The sequence below is a fragment of the Curtobacterium sp. P97 genome (assembly GCF_023712445.1).
In the GTDB taxonomy this organism is placed as follows: Bacteria; Actinomycetota; Actinomycetes; order Actinomycetales; family Microbacteriaceae; genus Curtobacterium.
On sequence record NZ_JAMAYF010000001.1, the window covers coordinates 233,791 to 250,952 of the forward strand.

A 17,162-nucleotide genomic window follows, 5' to 3' on the forward strand; every position below is an offset into this window, starting at 1 on the left:
AGCAGAAGTTGCGAAGTCCTCGACAGTCTTCGTTGCGTGGCGCGTTCGATGTGTGCTTCACTCCCGACATGATCGACTTCACCCGGACGGCAGCGTCGCCGCCGGTCGGAGCGAGCGAACTCTTCCAGATCCTCCGCGACGGTGTGCCGCGGACCCGGGCGGAGCTCGCCGCCCTGACGGGACTCGCGCGCTCGACGATCGCCGTGCGCCTGGACGCCCTCGTCGACGTGGGGCTCGTGGGCCCCGTGGAGACCGCCGCGTCGACCGGCGGCCGTCCCCCCGCCCAGGTCGCCCTCGTCCCGCGCGCACGCCTCGTCGTGGCCGCCGACCTCGGTGCCTCGCACGGGCGGGTCGCCGTGACCGACCTCGTCGGGGCCCCGCTGGCGACGCGGGAGGCCGCGATCGACATCGCCGCCGGCCCGGTCCCCACCCTCACGTGGCTGGTCGAGACCGTCGACGAACTGCTCGACGAGGTCGGTCGGCGGCGCGACGACGTCGTCGCGATCGGCATCGGCGTCCCCGGCCCGGTCGAGTTCTCCACCGGGCGCCCGGCGAACCCGCCGATCATGCCGGGCTGGGACGGCTTCGACGTCCCCGGATGGTTGCGCGGCCACGTCGCCGCGCACGTGCTGGTCGACAACGACGTGAACATCGCCGCGCTCGGCGAACGGGCGTACGGCTGGCCGGACCTGGACCACCTGTTGTTCGTGAAGGTCGCGACCGGCATCGGCTCGGGCATCGTCTCCGACGGGCAGCTCCGCCGGGGCGCGCAGGGCACCGCGGGCGACATCGGTCACGTGCGCGTGTCCCGCGCGGGCGACGTGCCGTGCCACTGCGGCAACACCGGCTGCCTCGAGGCCGTCGCCTCCGGCCCGGCCATCGCCCGCGCCCTGCGGGCGAAGGGTCACGACGTGCACACCAGCGGCGACGTCATCGACCTGGTGAACCGTTCGGAACTCGACGCGATCGGGGCCGTCCGACAGGCCGGCCGGGACATCGGCGAGGTCCTCGCGACCTGTGTCTCGCTCGTCAACCCGTCCGTGATCACGCTCGGCGGCTCCATCACCCGTGCCGGGGAGCACCTGCTCGCCGGTGTCCGCGAGGTCGTCTACGCCCGCTCGATGCCCCTCGCCACCGAGCACCTCGTGATCGCGCAGTCCCGTGCGGGCTCCGTCGCCGCACTGCAGGGCGCAGCCGTGCTCGCCCTCGACTACGCGCTCTCTCCCGCCGGCGTCGACGAGCTCGTCGCCCCCGCCGAGGGCCGTCAGCTCGTCTCCTGAGGGCGGACGCCGCGCGCGTCGGTTCGCGCCGTGTCGGCCCGCGGGGTGACAATCGTCCGGTGACGATCGTGCAGCCCACCCTGTGGGGCGACCTGGACCCCGGTCTGGAGGCCCTCCCCGCCTCCGCCGCGCCGGCCACGTCCGCCGTGCGGTCGGCTGCACGCGACGCTGCTCCCGTCGGTCGTCCTGCCGCGGGCCCGCGATCCGCGCCCGGTGGCCACGACGCGTTCACCGCGCTCCGCGGGCACACCGAGCGGATCGTCGCGCACTCGTCCGACCGGGTGGCGTGGCTCCGCGCCCGCGCGATGGGCATCACCGCGACCGACGTCGCACGGCTCGCGTCGCTGCGCGCGGTCGAGACCGTCGTCGCCGAGAAGCGGTACGGCTCCCGGTTCTCGGGCAACGCCTGGACCGAGCACGGCAAGGACCGTGAGCCCGTGATCGCCGCCTGGGTCGCGGCCACGCACGGCATCGAGCCGTCGGCCCACCTCTTCCACGCGAGCGCGAACCGCGCGCACCTGGCGACCCCGGACGGCGTCGGCCACGACGCGTCCGACCGACTCGTGCTCGCCGAGATCAAGACCACGGGCAAGGGCTGGCGGAGCATCCCCCGGCACTACCTGCGCCAGGTCTGGTGGCAGCAGTACGTCCTGGGGGCCGACCGCACCCTGTTCGTGTGGGAGCGCCACGACGACTTCGTGCCCGTCGCCGACGAACCCGAGTGCCGGTGGGTCGACCGCGACGACGACCAGATCCGCGGGCTCGTCCAGCTCGCGGACCTCGTGCTCGACAAGCTCCGGACGTTCCGGGTCTAGACCCGCAGCAGACGCAGCCGGCTCATCCCCACCACGAGGATCCCCATGAGCCCGATGAACACCGCGACGCCGAGGCAGTACAGCGCCACGACGCCGTAGCCCTGCGCAGGGTCCAGGAACGGGTACGGGACCCACCCGTCGGTCGCGCCGCGGACGAGCACCACGACGAGCCAGACCGCCGGGTAGACCAGGAACCACCAGACGTGCCGGAGGAGCAGCCGCGCCCGGTCGGAGAACACCAGCCAGTCGAGCACGGCGTACAGCGGGATCACCTTGTGCAGCACGTCGTTCGACCACGGCACCGTGTTCGACACCGAGGCCCCGACGAGCAGCGTGTTGTAGACGACGCCCGTCGTGGCGATGTACACCGTCGCCGCACCCCGGAACCCGGTGAGCAGCAGGTTGCTGCGCTGCCGTCGCGCTGCTGCCACGAGGGTCAGCGCGAAGGCCACCGCGACGATGAGGTTCGACTGGATCGTGAAGTAGCCGAAGAAGTTCCAGAACCGGTAGTCCGGCGTCCGGGAGGTCACGAGCCACTGCGCGAGGACCGCAGCGACGACCGCGATCACGGCGACGAGCCGGAGGGAGTTCACGAGGGTCCGCACGAGGCCACGGTATCCGGTCGGACCCCCGGGAACGCAGGAGGACCCGCACCGATCGGTGCGGGTCCTCCTGGCCTGATCAGTCGATCAGATGGCGTTGACGTCGAGCGGGATGCCCGGTCCGAACGTCGTCGAGACGGCGCCCTTCATGATGTAGCGGCCCTTCGACGCGGACGGCTTGAGGCGGACGATCTCCTCGAGCGCGGCCGAGATGTTCTCGTCGAGCTGCTCCGGCGTGAACGAGGCCTTGCCGACGACGAAGTGCACGTTGGCGTGCTTGTCGACGCGGAACTCGATCTTGCCGCCCTTGATGTCGTTGACGGCCTGCGCCACGTTCGGGGTCACGGTGCCGGTCTTCGGGTTGGGCATGAGGCCACGCGGGCCGAGCACCTTGCCGAGACGACCGACCTTGCCCATGAGCTCCGGCGTCGCGACGGCGGAGTCGAACGCGGTGTAGCCCTCGGCCACCTTCGCGATGAGCTCGTCGCCACCGACCTCGTCGGCACCGGCGGCGATGGCGGCCTCGGCCGCAGCGCCCACGGCGAAGACGATGACGCGGGCGGTCTTGCCCGTGCCGTGCGGCAGGATGACCGTGCCGCGGACCATCTGGTCGGCCTTGCGCGGGTCGACGCCGAGCTTCAGCGCGACCTCGACCGTGGAGTCGGTCTTCGCCGAGCCGGTCTCCTTCGCGAGGGCGACTGCCTCGGTCGGGGTGTAGAACTTGTCGGCCTCGATCTTCGCGGCCGCGGCCTGGTAGGCCTTGGACTTCTTCGCCATGGTGTTCTCCTCAGGAGCTACGTGGTTGACGAGCCGGCGAGGCTCTCCCACGGAAAGGGGTCGGGGTGTGTGGGGCGCTGAGGCTTACGCCTCGACCGTGATGCCCATCGAACGAGCGGTGCCGGCGATGATCTTCGCGGCCTGCTCGATGTCGTTGGCGTTCAGGTCGGCCTGCTTGGTCTCGGCGATCTGACGGACCTGGTCCATCGAGATCTTCGCGACCTTGACCGTGTGCGGGGTCGAGGACCCCTTCTGCACACCCGCGGCCTTCTTGATCAGCTCTGCGGCCGGCGGCGTCTTGAGGACGAACGTGAACGAACGGTCCTCGTAGACGGTGATCTCGACCGGCACGACGTTCCCGCGCTGCGACTCGGTCGCGGCGTTGTACGCCTTGCAGAACTCCATGATGTTCACGCCGTGCTGACCGAGCGCAGGACCGATCGGCGGGGCCGGGTTGGCGGCGCCCGCGTTGATCTGCAGCTTGATGAGGCCCGTGACCTTCTTCTTCGGTGCCATGTTGTGCTTCCTCCTGGAATCGAACGCACGGGGATCCGTGCACTCTCCCGCTGGCCCGGCGGATCCGGACCGCGGTGAAGCCCCGCATGCCACAGCATGCGGGGCCAAACCTCAGTAGCGTACTACAGCTTGGTGACCTGGTCGAAGCTGAGCTCGACCGGGGTCTCGCGCTCGAACAGCGAGACGAGGACGGTGAGCTTGCCGCTCTCCGGCTTGATCTCGGAGATCGAACCCGGCAGGCCCGCGAACGAGCCTTCCTTGATGGTGATCGTCTCGCCGATCTCGAAGTCGACCTCGGCCTGCGGCTGCGCCTGTGCGGCACCGCCGGACTTCGCGCCGCCCTTGGTCGGTGCGGCCTCGGCGACCTGCACGAGCGACTTCAGCATGCCGAACGCCTCGTCGAAGCGGAGCGGCGTCGGGTTGTGGGCGTTGCCGACGAAGCCGGTGACACCGGGGGTGTGGCGGACGACCGACCACGAGTCCTCGTTGAGGTCCATGCGGACGAGCACGTACGAGGGGATCCGGACGCGGGTGACCAGCTTGCGCTGCCCGTTCTTGATCTCGACGACGTCCTCCATCGGGACCTCGACCTGGTAGATCGAGTCCTCCATCGACATCGAGATCATGCGGTTCTCGATGTTCGACTTCACGCGGCGCTCGAAGCCCGCGTAGGAGTGGATGACGTACCACTTGCCCGGCTTCATCCGCAGTTCGGCCTTGAAGGCGTCGTACGGGTCGACCTCGGCGGGCTCGTCGTCGACCTCGTCGGCGTCGAGGGCCTCGTCCGCGGCGAGCGTCTCGTTCGCCTCGGCTGCGGAGGCGTCCTCGAGCTCGGTCTCCTCCTCGTCCTCGACCGCCTCGACGGCGGCCTCGGCCTCGTCGGCGGAGTCGATGTCGAGCGCGTCGTCGACGACGGCGTCCGCCTCGGGGTCGCGGGACTCGGCCAGCGCCGTGAGCGCCTCGTCGATGGAGGTGTCCACCGTGCCGTCGTCCGGCTCGTCGCTCGTCCCGAGGGACTCGGCGTCCTCGTCCTCGACGGAGATCGCACGCTCCTCGGCGGACTCGACCGAACGGCCCTCGGCGGTCTCGACGTCGCCTTCCTGGTTCTCCTCGACCTCGGAGGACTGCTCGGCAGCCGTGGCGAGGTCGATGTCGTCGCGGGAGTAGTCAGACACTGCGGTTCTTTCCGTTCGGTGGTGCGGATCGGGTGAGTGGCCGGAGCGGTTCGCGTCCGTCGCCGTCTCGGGCGACCGTACTCCTGTCGGGGTCCGGCCAGGTGAACGGACGCAGCAGACCAGCCGTCAGGCCGGTCGGCGACGGGTCAGGCCGTGGGACCGTTGCCGAAGACGTAACCGACGCCGAGACCGAAGACGAAGTCGAGGATCGACACCAGGATCATCATCACGACGACGAAGACGAGCACGACGCCGGTGTAGCTGAAGAGCTCCTTGCGAGTCGGCGTGACGACCTTGCGGAGTTCGCCGATGACCTGGCGGATGAAGAGGACGACGGCAGCGATCGGGCCACCACGCTGAGCACGGTCGGCCTTGGCCTTCGCGACGACGTCGTCCGCCGTCGTCTCCATGTCCTTGCTCGCCACCTTCACACCTTCCAGACTTGCAGGGCGGACAGGACTCGAACCTGCAACCTGCGGTTTTGGAGACCGCTGCTCTACCAATTGAGCCACCGCCCTGTAGGGGTCGGAACCCCCTGGGGCACGTCCCGTCACCGTTCCGTGCGCCGGTGGTCGAGTGTACGGGAGTCCGTCACACGCTGTCCACTCGGCCGCTCCCCCCGGCGTGCCGCGCCGGTAGGCTGGCGGCCGTGAGCACCGCAGCCCCCGGCCCCGGCCCCGAGTCCACCGCCCCCGAGACCGCGACGGACTCCGTCGCCGCGACCTCCGACCGTCCGCGCATCGCGTCGCGCATCGCCGCGATCGCCGAGTCCGCGACGCTCAAGGTCGATGCGAAGGCCAAGGCGCTCAAGGCCGCCGGTCGTCCGGTGATCTCGTTCGCGGCGGGCGAGCCGGACTTCGCGACGCCGCAGCACGTGGTCGACGCCGCCGTCCTGGCCGTCCAGGACCCCGCGAACCACCGCTACACGCCCGCGACGGGCCTGCCCGAGCTCAAGCGGGCGATCGCCGAGAAGACCGCGCGCGAGTCCGGCGTCACCGTCGACCCGTCGCAGGTCATCGTCACCAACGGCGGGAAGCAGGCCGTCTACCAGGCCTTCCAGACCATCGTGGACGAGGGCGACGAAGTCCTGCTCCCCGCCCCCTACTGGACCACCTACCCCGAGGCGATCCGCCTGGCCGGGGGCACCCCGGTCGAGGTCTTCGCGGGCAGCGACCAGGACTACCTCGTCACGGTCGAGCAGCTCGAGGCAGCGCGCACGCCGAAGACCAAGGCGCTGCTGTTCTGCTCCCCCTCGAACCCCACCGGCTCGGTGTACTCGGCCGAGCAGACGAAGGCCATCGGCGAGTGGGCGCTCGAGCACGGCATCTGGGTGATCAGCGACGAGATCTACCAGGACCTGGTCTACGACGACGTCGCCTTCACGGGCATCCTCGGCGCGGTACCGGCCCTCGCCGACACCACCATCCTCGTCAACGGCGTCGCGAAGACGTACGCCATGACCGGGTGGCGCGTCGGGTGGTCCATCGGCCCGGCCGACGCCGTGAAGGCCGCGTCCAACCTGCAGTCGCACCTGTCGTCGAACGTGGCGAACGTGTCGCAGCGTGCCGCGATCGCAGCCCTCACCGGCCCGCAGGAGCCCGTCGCGGCGATGCGCGAGGCCTTCGACCGCCGCCGTCGCGCGATCGTCCAGGGGCTCAACGCGATCCCGGGCTTCGTCACCCCGACCCCGAAGGGCGCCTTCTACGTCTACCCCGACGTCACGGCGCTGCTCGGCCGCGAGTGGGCGGGTTCGACCCCCACGACCACGCTCGAGCTCGCGGACCTGATCCTCGAGCACGCCGAGGTCGCGGTCGTCCCGGGCGAGGCCTTCGGCCCCTCCGGCTACATCCGGATGTCCTACGCCCTCGGCGACGACGACATCGCCGAGGGCGTCCGGCGCCTGGCGGCGTTCTTCTCCGCGTAGGCCCCGTCGCGTCTCGCGAGACTGCGATGGCCGGGAGGCCCGGCGTGCGTCCGTCGGTCAGCTCGCGCCGAGCAGGTCCCCCACCACGACCGGCTCCGGGACCAGCGAGACGCCGAAGCGGTTCAGGACGGTCACCTGGACGTACCGCGCGAGCTCGGCGACCTGGGCTGCGGTGGCACCCCCGCGGTTGGTGAGCGCCAGGGTGTGCTTCGACGAGATCGCGGCGTGCGACCCGGGGACCGCGTACCCGCGGTGCACCCCCGCGTGCTCGATGAGCCACGCGGCGCTGAGCTTCACGTCGTCGCCGGCCGGCCAACGAGGGGCCTCCGGCGGCAGCGTCTCGGCGAACCCGGCCGACACGATCGGGTTCGTGAAGAACGAGCCGGCGCTCCACGTGTCCGGGTCGGCGTCGTCGAGCACCATCCCCTTGGACGACCGCAGGCGCAGCACCGTCGTCCGGATGGTCATCGGGTCGACCGGGGTGCCGAGTTCGACGCCGAGCGAGCCGGCCAGCTGGGCGTAACGGACGGGCACGCCCTCGTCCACGGTGGCGCCGAGCCGGAACTCGACCGTCAGCACCACGCCTCGTCGCCCGTGCTTGAGCGTCGAGGTGCGGTAGCCGAGCGCCAGCTCGGCCGCGTCCACCCACGCGCGTTCCCCCGTCGACGCGTCGAGGAACTCGATGCGGGAGAGCACGTCGGAGAGCTCGACCCCGTAGGCGCCGATGTTCTGCACGGGGGCGGCACCGACCGTGCCCGGGATGCCGCTGAGGGCCTCCAAGCCGGTCCAACCGTTCTCGACGGTCGTCGCGACGAACCGGTCCCACGGCTCACCGGCCGCGACGCGGACGGTGACGCCGTCCTCGTCGGGCTCGGCGTCGACACCGCGCGTCCGGACGAGCACGACGGTGCCGGCGAAGCCGTCGTCGGCGACGAGCAGGTTGCTGCCGCCACCGACGACGAGCCACTCGTCGTCCTGCCACGCGGTGTGCGCGTGCACGACGAGCTCGTCGGTCGTGTCCGCGACCAGGAGCGTCGCCGCAGGACCTCCCACACGGAACGTGGTGAGGTCGGCCAGTCGCGTCGACACGCTCAGCGGAACACCACCGTGACCTGCGCCTTGCCGAGCACGGTCTGCCCGGCGGCGGTCACGGTGAGGTCGATGCGCTGCGGACGCCCCTGGTCGTCGACGGTGCCGACCTTCGCGACGACGCCGACGGTCGCGCCCTCCTCGGGGTCGACGACGACGGGGCGGGTGAATCGGACGCCGTAGCGCTGGACCCAGCCGCGGTCGCCGAGCCACTCGGCGACGGGCTGGACGGCGAGCCCCATCGTCAGCATGCCGTGCGCGAGCACGCCGGGGAGCCCGACGGAGGCGGCGACGTCGTCGCGGTAGTGGATCGGGTTGAAGTCGCCCGAGGCACCGGCGTAGCGGACGAGCGCGTCGCGGGTGAGGTGGACCTCGCGCTCGGCGACGACGGTGCCGACCTCGAGCGCGGTGGCGGGTGCGGTGGTCATGCGTCGTCTCCTCGGACCACGAGGGTGGAGGTCGCGGTGACGACGTGCTCCCCCGAGGCGTCCTGCATCGTGCTCTCGGCGGTCACCATGGCGTTGCCGCCGAGGGTCTTCACGCTGGTGACGGTGAGCGTGGCGGTCAGCTCGTCGCCCGCGACGATCGGCCGGTCGTAGGTGAAGGACTGCTCACCGTGCACGACGCGGGAGAAGTCGATGCCGGCGTCCGGCTCGGCCAGGAGCTGGGCGAGCGTCGCCTCCTGCACGACGACGGCGAAGGTCGGCGGGGCGACCACGTCGGTGTAGCCGGCGGCGCGGGCGGCGTCGGGCTCGTGGTGGACCGGGTTCGTCGCGAACACGGCGCGCGAGAACTCGCGCACCTTCTCACGACCGACCAGGTAGGGCTGGGCCGGCGGGAACGTCCTGCCGACGAGCTCGGGGTTCACTGACACGCGTGGGAGTCTACCGAGCACGCTCGACACACGCCCTCTCCCTGAGCATGCATCGGCTATGCTCGCCGCACGGTGTCCGGGGGGACGCCGGGTACGACTCCGGGGACGGGGAGGGACTCATGGAGCACACGACGCAGTACGCGGTCCACACGGGCGACCGGTGCACCGCCATGGAGGTCGCCGGCGCGGCACTCCGACAGACCGGGCACCGGGTCGAGTCGACCGGGGGCACGATCACCGCGACGATCGGCAACCGGCTGCTGACGATCCTGCTCGGCGCCCTCGTGCACCCGGCGCGGGAGTTCCGGCGGTACGAGCTCTCGACGACCGTCACGGGGACGTCGACCACGATCACGCTCCGGCACGCCCAGCACGCCACGGCGGTGTCCGGGGGCGGCATCGGCGCGGGGCGTCGGCGGAGCGCCCGGCAGCAGGTGGAGGCGACGCTCGAACGGGCCCTCCGGGGGGCGGGAGTGCTGACCACTCCCCCGCGCTGAGGCGATTGCGGAACGTCACAGCGCGGCAGGGGCGGGCACACCCGCCGAGAACGGGCGCGCCTGATGAGGACAGTCGTACCTGGCGAGAACGGGCGTACCTGGTCTGCCAGGAATCCTCGGCATGCTCGATCCCACTCGGTACAGCGCCCGCGATGGGAAGGATCGGGCGGAGCGACGGGCCTCGGATCAGACCGATGACGCCCCGAGCCGACGCGCCCCGAGACCGACGCAGCCCGGGAACGACGCGCCCCGGGAACGACGAAAGCCCGGCGATCTGGCCGCCGGGCCTGTGGTAGCGAGGACGGGACTTGAACCCGTGACCCCACGATTATGAGTCGTGTGCTCTAACCAACTGAGCTACCCCGCCGGAGATCCGGAGCGACAACAGCTCCGGGTCGGAGCCCCGAGTCAGGATTGAACTGACGACCCCTTCCTTACCATGGAAGTGCTCTACCACTGAGCTATCGGGGCGAGTGCCGCTCGGCGGCACCAGACGAGCGTAGCAGACGTGCGACGGTGGTCGGGAACCGGACGTGTCGCCCGGGCGTGCCGCCGCTCCTCCGCTAGTTCGCGTTGGCGCGGAGCCAGGTCAGCGGGTCCACCGGGACGCCACCGACGTGGATCTCCAGGTGCAGGTGCGGACCGGTCGAGTTCCCGGTCGACCCGACCTCGCCGAGCTCGTCGCCGACGGCGACCTCCTGCCCGGTGACGACCTTGAACGTGCCGTCCTTCATGTGGCCGTACACGCTGACGAACTGCTTGCCGTCGACGTCGTGCTGCACCCACACGTCGTTGCCGAAGCCGCCGTCGTGCGCCTGCACCTTGATGACCGTGCCCGCGGCGACGGAGCGGATCGGGGTCCCCTCGCCCGGGGCGAAGTCGACGCCCATGTGGTTCGTCGAGCAGAACGAGCAGCCCTCGACCTGACGACCGCCGAAGCCCGACGTGATCGGCACCCCGGTCAGGAACGGCCACTGGATCGAGCCGTTCGGGTCGTTCGAGAATGACGACGCGTCGACGTTCTTGTACTGCGTGGCGGACGTCACCGAGTACTGGTCGCGGGTGGTCTCGGCGTCCACGGCACCGTTGCCCACGCTGAGGGACTGTGCTCCGCCGGTGGCGGTGGCGCGAGCCGCGGTGGTGTCCGCCGGCGGCACCCAGAGCGCCTGCGCCGGCAGCGACGTCGACACGACCAGCCCGGCGGCGAACAGCAGTGCACCGACGGCGGTGACCCGCGAGGCGTTCCGGCGGAAGGCGTCACCGCGCGTGCTGCCCGTGGACACCGACGACGCCGAGGCGCTGCTGATGTGTCGGGTCGCACGGTCGACGCGGACGGCCGGGGCGGTGCGCCGTGCACGGCCGCGGCCGGCCTCCGGAGCCCTGCCGCCGGACGTCGGGGCGGTCGCGGGACGTCGCGCTCCCGACGGACGGACCGCATCGACGACCGGGGTCGGGGCGCGCGCGGCGTCCGCCGCCGGTGCGACGTCGGGCGAGACCGGCGCGGGCGGCGTGACCGCTCCGGCGGACGGTGCCGGCCGGACCGGTGAGGCCGGCGCGAGGTCGATCGGGGAGACCGGGGCTGCGGGCGTCGTCGGGGCGACGAGCTCGTCGAACGACGGCGCGTCGACCGGGGACTGCGGAGCCGCTGCGGAGCGCGGGGTGCTGGTCGCAGCCGCTCGACGCTCGGCCTCGATGCGTGCGCGTCGCGTCAGGTGCACGACCGGCTCGGTCTCGGTGCGGGTGGGCGTCTGCGCAGTCGTGGAGGCGTGGGGCATGTGTTCGAGGCTGATCCTGATCGGGGCACGGGGCGCTCGTGTGTAACGAGCAGATAACGGGACTGGAGCACGCTAGCAGGGGCCGTCGCGCACCGCCAGTCGTCTGCACGACCGTGCACCGTCCGCGAGCGGTGCCCCACCGGACCCTGCCGGCGCCCGGCGAGTGCGCCTCCGGGCCGTCAGTCGGCGAGCACCTCGGACTCGAGCCGACGGACCAGGGACTCCAGCTGGTCGGCGACGGCGGGGGCCGCGAACAGGAAGGAGCGCGTGCCGCCGGCCTCCCAGATCCGGACGCTCGCTCCGGCCTCGGCGGCGACGAGCGACCCCGCCGCCATGTCCCACGGGTTGATGCCGCGCTCGTAGTACGCGTCGACGGTGCCGGCCCCGACCGCGCAGCAGTCGAGCGACGCCGCTCCCGCGCGACGGACGTCCCGCACCTCGCCGATCAGGCCGGCCAGCACCGCGACCTGCTCACGCCGACGGTCGGCGGTGTAGCCGAAGCCCGTCGCGACGAGCGTCTCCGCGAGGGACGACGGGGTCGACACGCGGAGCGGGACGCCGTCGCGTGTCGCGCCCTCGCCGGACACCGCCCGGAACACGGTGCCGGTCGCCGGCGCCACGACGATCCCCGCGAGCGCCTCCCACTGCGTCGGGTCCGCGCTCCCCCGCACGACGCCGATGCTCACCCCGTACTGCTCACTGCCGTAGAGGTAGTTGACCGTGCCGTCGATCGGGTCGACCACCCAGGTGATCCCCGTGGACCCGGCACCGGAGCCGGACTCCTCGCCGTGGAAGGCGTCGTCGGGACGCGCCTCGGCGATCCGCGTGCGGACGAGGTCCTCGACCTCCCGGTCGGCAGCCGTGACGACGTCGACGATGCTCGACTTCCGGTCGGCGACCTCGACCCCCTCCGCTCGTCGGCGGGCCGCGAGCGCTGCTGCCTCACGGGCGATCGACTCGGCGAGGTCGGCGAACTGGGCGGGAGCGAGGCTGTCGGGCATGGCACCAGCCTGCCGGATCACGCCCCGGAAGGACGCCAGGCCGGGAACGGCAACAGCCCCGTCCGGATCGGACGGGGCTGTTCGCTGTGGCAAGTGAGGGATTCGAACCCCCGAAGGCTACGCCGGCTGATTTACAGTCAGATCCCTTTGGCCGCTTGGGTAACTTGCCGTGTGCGCACCCGACCGGTGTGGTCACCAACCGAAGGCGCGCTGAAGAGCATACCGGACGTCGGAGGGTGCTCGTGACCACCGAACCGGGATCCCGTCGCGCCGTTAGGCTGTCCCGCATGGCAGACAGTTCCTTCGACGTGGTCAGCAAGGTCGACAAGATGGAGGCGGAGAACGCCCTCAACCAGGCCGCCAAGGAGATCGAGCAGCGGTACGACTTCAAGGGCGCCGACGCCTCGATCGCGTTCAGCGGCGAGGACGTCCTCATCAAGGCGAACTCCGAGGAGCGCGCCAAGGCCGTCCTCGACGTGCTGCAGACCAAGGCGATCAAGCGGAACATCTCGTTGAAGAGCCTGGACGCCGGAGACCCCTACCCCTCGGGCAAGGAGTACCGCATCGAGGTGAAGTTCAAGAACGGCATCGAGCAGGACGTCGCCAAGAAGATCGGCGCGTTCCTCCGCGCGAACGCCCCGAAGAGCGTCAAGAGCCAGATCCAGGGCGACGAGCTCCGCGTCTCCTCCAAGAGCCGCGACGACCTGCAGAACACGATCCAGCTCCTCAAGGGTGAAGAGTTCGACGTGCCGCTGCAGTTCATCAACTTCCGCTAGCGCCGCGCCCGTGGAGCACTGGCTCGGCGTTGCGGTCACCGTCCTCCTGGTCCTGCTGGACCTGGCGATCCGCGTCTTCTCGATCATCTACGTCCCCTACAACCGGAAGCCGCAGACCGCGACGGCCTGGTTGCTCGCGATCTTCCTGATCCCCTACATCGGGTTCATCGTCTTCATGGTCATCGGGTCGACGAAGCTGCCGAAGGCACGGCGCGAGAAGCAGACCGAGATCAACGCGTACATCCTCGAGCAGACCGAGGGCATCGAGCGTGTGCGCCGCGACCACCCGTGGCCGCTGTGGCTCGAGTCCGTGACGAAGCTGAACCGCGAGCTGGGCGCCATGCCCCTGGTCGGCGGCAACTCCGCCGAGCTCTACTCCGACTCGTACGAGTCGGTGCAGGAGATGACGCGGGCGATCGACCAGTCCCGGCGCTTCGTGCACGTCGAGTTCTACATCGCGACGATCGACGACACCACCCGGCCGTACTTCGAGGCGCTGGCCCGTGCCCAGGCACGCGGTGTCACCGTGCGGTTCCTGCTCGACCACTGGGCGAGCCGCGGGTACCCGGGCTACAAGGACACGCTCGCGTTCCTCGACCGGGCGAACATCGAGTGGCACCTCATGCTGCCGCTGCAGCCGCTGCAGGGGAAGTTCCAGCGGCCCGACCTGCGCAACCACCGGAAGATCATGGTCATCGACGGCTCGGTGGCCTTCACGGGCTCGCAGAACCTCATCGACCCGTCGTACGACCTGCAGTCGCACATCGAGAAGGGCATGGTCTACAAGGACCTGTTCGCCCGGTTCGAGGGTCCCGTCGTCGCGGGACTCAACGCCCTGTTCGTGACGGACTGGTACAGCGAGACCGACGAGCTCCTGCTCCGCGAGAGCGACCCCGTCCAGCGCGCCGACCGCGGCGACGCGCTCGACTGCCAGGTCGTACCGTCCGGGCCCGGCTTCGACGGTGAGAACAACCTGCGCCTGTTCAACGCGCTGCTGTACTCCGCACAGGAGAAGGTGTCCATCACCTCGCCCTACTTCGTCCCCGACGACTCGATGCTCTACGCGATCACCACGACCGCCCAGCGCGGGGTCGAGGTCGAGCTCTTCGTCGGCGAGATGGGTGACCACGCGATGACGTGGCACGCACAGCGCTCCTACTACGAGGAGCTCCTGCGCGCCGGTGTCCGGATCTGGCTCTACCGGGCGCCGACGATCCTGCACGCGAAGCACTTCACCATCGACGACGACGTCTCCGTCATCGGGTCGAGCAACATGGACATGCGGTCGTTCAGCCTCAACCTCGAGGTCTCGGTGATGGTGCGCGGCAGCCGGTTCGTCGATGCGCTCCGCGATGTGCAGGCCGCGTACAAGGACGCGTCGTTCGAGCTCACCCTGGACGCGTGGCTCGAGCGCCCGCGCCGGTCCCAGGTCCTCGACAACGTCGCGCGGCTCACCGCCGCCCTGCAGTAGGGACCCACGGCCGGGAGGATCGGCGACCGCCCGCCTCCCCGGTCAGGGCGCTGCCGGCACCAGACGGGTGAGGCGAGCGACCACGCGCTCGAGCGGTCCACTCCCGAGGAACGTGCGCCACAGCATCGCGAACAGCACCGAGCCGATCGCGAACCCCGCCCACACCGTGCCCGACTCCGGGTACTCCGGCAGCAGCGCGATCACGACGAGGTGCCCGGCGTAGACCGTCAGCGGCATCGACCCCACCGCGGCGAGCGGGAACGCGATCCGCGAGACCGTCCGGCCGCGGCCGTCGAACACCAGGGTGCACAGGGCGAGCACCGCCACCGCGACCCCGGCGGTCCCGACGACGTCGACGACCGACGACGAGTGGTCGCGCGGGGACAGCAGCAGCTGCGCGAGCGCCACGGCTCCCCCGCTGCCGTCCGGCGCCCACGGGACCCCGGGGAACGCCTCGACCCCGGCGTCGACCGGGACCGGCGCCAGGACGTTGCCGACCACGTAGGCCGCGACGGCGACCAGCAGCCCGGACGCGAGGAGCGCGACGTGCGCACGCCGCGCCTCCGGTCCGACCCTGGCGACCGCGAGACCGACCAGGACGTACGCCAGGAAGGTGACCACCGGGTAGACCAGCCCGAGTTGCACCTCCCACATGCCGGCGCCGGCGTAGAACGGTGCCGACGCGAGCGCGACCACGGGCGACAGCAGCGCGCACACCGCCGCGGCGACGAGCAACCAGCCCGGTCGCCACCGGAGCGCCGGCAGCACCAGCAGGAAGAGCGCGCCGTACGTGGGCAGGATGACGTAGACGGGTGTGCCGAGCGCCATCAGCAGGAGCCCGACCGCGACCACCGCCACGGCCCGGATCGCCAGCCGTGCCCGGATCCGCCCGATGGCCGGTGGTCCTGGCGGATCCGTCCGTCCGCTCGTCAGACCGATCGAGACGCCCGCGAGCACCGCGAACAGGGTGGAGGGCCGTCCGTGCGCCACGGCGGACCACGTGCCGGGGTCACCCCAGTCCACGGCCTCGGCGATGCCGCCGACGTGGGCCGCCATCATGCCGAGGAGCGCGAGCGCCCGCGCCACGTCGACGCCCTGCAGACGACCGGGCGCGACGAGCACGCCCCGCATCGCGGCGGGCGGTGCGGGGCGTGACGCGGTCATCGTGCTGCGGTCAGCTCGTGGGCGAGGGCGTGCGTCGGAGCGAGACGTCGACCATCTCGTCGCGCGGGACGACCTTGATGCGCTCGCGACCCTCCGCGGCGCCCAGGGCCTGCTCGTGCTCGTCGAGGGCGTGCCAGCCGTCGAGGTCGGTGTAGTCCACGCCGCGCTCGCGGAGCAGTGCCGGGACCGCCTCGGGCGACGGGTCGGCCGGCGTCCACCACGAGGCCTGGTCGTTGACGATGTGCTGGACGGTCTCCATCGCGTCGGACTTGGTGTGCCCGATCAGGCCGACCGGGCCTCGCTTGATCCACCCGGTCGCGTAGACGCCCGGGAGCGGCGAGCCGTCCTCGTCGAGCACCTGGCCCTCGCGGTTCGGGATGACGCCGGTCTTCTCGTCGAAGGGCACACCGGGCAGCGGGGAGCCGAAGTAGCCCACCGCTCGGTACACGGCCTGCACGGGGAGCTCGCGGACCTCGCCGGTGCCCTCGACGCCGCCCTCGCCGTTCGGCCGGGTGCGCTCGTACCGCAGTGCCGTGACGTGGCCGTCCTCGCCGACGATCTCGACGGGCTTCGCCCAGAAGTGCAGGTGGAGCCGGCGACTGGCCTGCCCGACCTCACGCGTGCGCCACTGCTCCAGGACACGGTTCATCACCATGACCTGCTTGTTGGTCTGGATCGCGGTGAGCGATGCCTCGTCGTGGTCGAAGTCCTCGTCGTACACGACCATGTCGACGTCGCGGAGCTCACCGAGCTCGCGGAGCTCCAGCGGCGTGAACTTCACCTGCGCCGGACCGCGTCGTCCGAACACGTGCACGTCGGTGACCGGGCTCGCCTGCAGCCCCTCGTACACGTTCGCCGGGATCTCGGTGGGCAGCAGGTCGTCGGCGTGCTTCGCGAGGATGCGGGACACGTCGAGCGCGACGTTGCCGTTGCCGATCACCGCGACGCTCGACGCCGTGAGCGGCCACGTGCGCGGCACGTCCGGGTGCCCGTCGAACCAGCTGACGAAGTCCGCGGCACCGTGGGAGCCGTCGAGGTCGACCCCGGGGACGTCGAGCTCGGCGTCCTTGATCGCGCCGGTCGAGAACAGCACGGCGTTGTAGTGCTGCTTGAGGTCGTCGAGGGTGATGTCCTCCCCGAAGCGCACGTTGCCGAAGAGTCGGACGACTCCGCGGTCGAGGACGTCCCGCAGGGCGTTGACGATGCCCTTGATGCGCGGGTGGTCCGGTGCGACGCCGTAGCGGACCAGGCCGTAGGGCGCGGGGAGCTGCTCGAAGAGGTCGATCGACACGTCGGTGCCGTGCGCCTCGCGCAGCAGGATGTCCGCGGCGTAGATGCCGGCGGGACCGGCGCCGACGATGGCGATTCGCAGGGTGGGCACTGATGTCTCCAGTTCGTTCGGGCGGGTGCTCCCGATGGGCCTCGG

18 protein-coding genes and 4 tRNA genes are annotated in these 17,162 nt (G+C 71.1%); 6 read left to right on the forward strand and 16 right to left on the reverse strand.

From position 1 onward, the window contains the following. Positions 1 to 68: 68 nt before the first annotated feature. On the forward strand, positions 69 to 1,280 hold the full coding sequence (locus tag M3677_RS01010; RefSeq protein ID WP_066655230.1) for an ROK family transcriptional regulator: 1,212 nt from the start codon (positions 69 to 71) through the stop codon (positions 1,278 to 1,280). Between the two features lie 59 nt (positions 1,281 to 1,339). Next, entirely contained in the window at positions 1,340 to 2,095 is a 756-nt protein-coding gene (locus M3677_RS01015) for a YqaJ viral recombinase family protein (protein ID WP_308201951.1), read from the forward strand. Here M3677_RS01015 and M3677_RS01020 read toward each other — a convergent pair. The 6 genes from M3677_RS01020 to M3677_RS01045 all read right to left on the reverse strand — a co-directional run bounded on the left by M3677_RS01020 (position 2,092) and on the right by M3677_RS01045 (position 5,683). Beyond that, positions 2,092 to 2,700 (reverse strand): Pr6Pr family membrane protein, encoded by a 609-nt coding sequence (locus tag M3677_RS01020; RefSeq protein ID WP_251159574.1) that lies wholly within the window; start codon positions 2,698 to 2,700, stop codon positions 2,092 to 2,094. The two genes, M3677_RS01015 and M3677_RS01020, sit on opposite strands and share 4 nt — an antisense overlap. A gap of 84 nt (positions 2,701 to 2,784) precedes the next feature. Then, positions 2,785 to 3,474 carry a 50S ribosomal protein L1 gene (rplA, locus tag M3677_RS01025; RefSeq protein ID WP_066655236.1) on the reverse strand — a complete coding sequence of 230 codons (690 nt, stop codon included), beginning with the start codon at positions 3,472 to 3,474 and terminating at the stop codon, positions 2,785 to 2,787. 84 nt (positions 3,475 to 3,558) lie between these two features. After that, positions 3,559 to 3,990 (reverse strand): 50S ribosomal protein L11, encoded by a 432-nt coding sequence (rplK, locus tag M3677_RS01030; protein ID WP_017888638.1) that lies wholly within the window; start codon positions 3,988 to 3,990, stop codon positions 3,559 to 3,561. Between the two features lie 122 nt (positions 3,991 to 4,112). Next, positions 4,113 to 5,165 carry a transcription termination/antitermination protein NusG gene (gene nusG / locus M3677_RS01035; RefSeq protein ID WP_209685055.1) on the reverse strand — a complete coding sequence of 351 codons (1,053 nt, stop codon included), beginning with the start codon at positions 5,163 to 5,165 and terminating at the stop codon, positions 4,113 to 4,115. Positions 5,166 to 5,311: 146 nt separating this feature from the next. Next, on the reverse strand, positions 5,312 to 5,590 hold the full coding sequence (gene secE / locus M3677_RS01040) for a preprotein translocase subunit SecE (protein WP_066658449.1): 279 nt from the start codon (positions 5,588 to 5,590) through the stop codon (positions 5,312 to 5,314). Positions 5,591 to 5,610: 20 nt separating this feature from the next. Then, positions 5,611 to 5,683: transfer RNA gene (locus M3677_RS01045), tRNA-Trp, on the reverse strand. A gap of 221 nt (positions 5,684 to 5,904) precedes the next feature. Here M3677_RS01045 and M3677_RS01050 point away from each other — a divergent pair. After that, positions 5,905 to 7,089, forward strand: coding sequence for a pyridoxal phosphate-dependent aminotransferase (locus tag M3677_RS01050; RefSeq protein WP_251159649.1), 1,185 nt, complete (start codon positions 5,905 to 5,907; stop codon positions 7,087 to 7,089). 57 nt (positions 7,090 to 7,146) lie between these two features. Here M3677_RS01050 and M3677_RS01055 read toward each other — a convergent pair whose 3' ends face one another. Genes M3677_RS01055 through M3677_RS01065 form a run of 3 tightly spaced genes read right to left on the reverse strand, consistent with a single transcriptional unit; the run spans position 7,147 to position 9,052 of the window. Further along, entirely contained in the window at positions 7,147 to 8,184 is a 1,038-nt protein-coding gene (locus M3677_RS01055) for a UDP-N-acetylmuramate dehydrogenase (protein WP_251159650.1), read from the reverse strand. Continuing rightward, positions 8,181 to 8,606, reverse strand: coding sequence for a MaoC/PaaZ C-terminal domain-containing protein (locus tag M3677_RS01060; RefSeq protein WP_251159575.1), 426 nt, complete (start codon positions 8,604 to 8,606; stop codon positions 8,181 to 8,183). The genes M3677_RS01055 and M3677_RS01060 overlap by 4 nt, the downstream gene beginning before the upstream one ends. After that, complete coding sequence (locus M3677_RS01065) at positions 8,603 to 9,052, reverse strand: MaoC family dehydratase N-terminal domain-containing protein (RefSeq protein ID WP_251159576.1); 450 nt, start codon at positions 9,050 to 9,052, stop codon at positions 8,603 to 8,605. Before M3677_RS01065 ends, M3677_RS01060 begins: the two co-directional genes overlap by 4 nt. A gap of 119 nt (positions 9,053 to 9,171) precedes the next feature. Here M3677_RS01065 and M3677_RS01070 point away from each other — a divergent pair, with 119 nt between their 5' ends. Beyond that, positions 9,172 to 9,549, forward strand: coding sequence for a hypothetical protein (locus tag M3677_RS01070; RefSeq protein ID WP_251159577.1), 378 nt, complete (start codon positions 9,172 to 9,174; stop codon positions 9,547 to 9,549). A 290-nt stretch (positions 9,550 to 9,839) separates the two neighbouring features. Here the strand turns inward: M3677_RS01070 and M3677_RS01075 are convergent. The 5 genes from M3677_RS01075 to M3677_RS01095 form a co-directional block, all read right to left on the reverse strand. Continuing rightward, positions 9,840 to 9,916: transfer RNA gene (locus M3677_RS01075), tRNA-Met, on the reverse strand. Between the two features lie 32 nt (positions 9,917 to 9,948). Continuing rightward, positions 9,949 to 10,020: transfer RNA gene (locus M3677_RS01080), tRNA-Thr, on the reverse strand. A 92-nt stretch (positions 10,021 to 10,112) separates the two neighbouring features. Continuing rightward, positions 10,113 to 11,324, reverse strand: coding sequence for a peptidoglycan DD-metalloendopeptidase family protein (locus tag M3677_RS01085; protein ID WP_251159578.1), 1,212 nt, complete (start codon positions 11,322 to 11,324; stop codon positions 10,113 to 10,115). A 179-nt stretch (positions 11,325 to 11,503) separates the two neighbouring features. Then, positions 11,504 to 12,325, reverse strand: coding sequence for an inositol monophosphatase family protein (locus M3677_RS01090; RefSeq protein WP_066655248.1), 822 nt, complete (start codon positions 12,323 to 12,325; stop codon positions 11,504 to 11,506). 87 nt (positions 12,326 to 12,412) lie between these two features. Continuing rightward, positions 12,413 to 12,494, reverse strand: a tRNA-Tyr gene (locus M3677_RS01095). A 118-nt stretch (positions 12,495 to 12,612) separates the two neighbouring features. On the opposite strand from M3677_RS01095, the gene M3677_RS01100 reads away from it, so the two are divergent. Together M3677_RS01100 and cls are read left to right on the forward strand one after the other, a co-directional pair. Further along, complete coding sequence (locus M3677_RS01100; RefSeq protein ID WP_066655250.1) at positions 12,613 to 13,101, forward strand: YajQ family cyclic di-GMP-binding protein; 489 nt, start codon at positions 12,613 to 12,615, stop codon at positions 13,099 to 13,101. Between the two features lie 10 nt (positions 13,102 to 13,111). After that, positions 13,112 to 14,572 (forward strand): cardiolipin synthase, encoded by a 1,461-nt coding sequence (cls, locus tag M3677_RS01105; protein WP_251159579.1) that lies wholly within the window; start codon positions 13,112 to 13,114, stop codon positions 14,570 to 14,572. Positions 14,573 to 14,614: 42 nt separating this feature from the next. Here cls and M3677_RS01110 read toward each other — a convergent pair whose 3' ends face one another. Beyond that, positions 14,615 to 15,736: a heparan-alpha-glucosaminide N-acetyltransferase domain-containing protein gene (locus tag M3677_RS01110; RefSeq protein ID WP_209685047.1), complete on the reverse strand. Its 1,122-nt coding sequence runs from the start codon at positions 15,734 to 15,736 to the stop codon at positions 14,615 to 14,617. Positions 15,737 to 15,746: 10 nt separating this feature from the next. Beyond that, on the reverse strand, positions 15,747 to 17,117 hold the full coding sequence (locus tag M3677_RS01115) for an FAD-dependent oxidoreductase (protein ID WP_066655254.1): 1,371 nt from the start codon (positions 17,115 to 17,117) through the stop codon (positions 15,747 to 15,749). Between the last annotated feature and the right edge of the window lie 45 nt (positions 17,118 to 17,162).

Bases quoted from the DNA above. Each gene is read 5' to 3' on its own strand.
- rplK (WP_017888638.1), bottom strand. From the start codon at position 3,990: ATGGCACCGAAGAAGAAGGTCACGGGCCTCATCAAGCTGCAGATCAAC.
- rplA (WP_066655236.1), bottom strand. From the start codon at position 3,474: ATGGCGAAGAAGTCCAAGGCCTACCAGGCCGCGGCCGCGAAGATCGAG.
- M3677_RS01110 (WP_209685047.1), bottom strand. From the start codon at position 15,736: ATGACCGCGTCACGCCCCGCACCGCCCGCCGCGATGCGGGGCGTGCTC.
- M3677_RS01090 (WP_066655248.1), bottom strand. From the start codon at position 12,325: ATGCCCGACAGCCTCGCTCCCGCCCAGTTCGCCGACCTCGCCGAGTCG.
- M3677_RS01060 (WP_251159575.1), bottom strand. From the start codon at position 8,606: ATGACCACCGCACCCGCCACCGCGCTCGAGGTCGGCACCGTCGTCGCC.
- M3677_RS01085 (WP_251159578.1), bottom strand. From the start codon at position 11,324: ATGCCCCACGCCTCCACGACTGCGCAGACGCCCACCCGCACCGAGACC.
- M3677_RS01100 (WP_066655250.1), top strand. From the start codon at position 12,613: ATGGCAGACAGTTCCTTCGACGTGGTCAGCAAGGTCGACAAGATGGAG.
- M3677_RS01010 (WP_066655230.1), top strand. From the start codon at position 69: ATGATCGACTTCACCCGGACGGCAGCGTCGCCGCCGGTCGGAGCGAGC.
- M3677_RS01070 (WP_251159577.1), top strand. From the start codon at position 9,172: ATGGAGCACACGACGCAGTACGCGGTCCACACGGGCGACCGGTGCACC.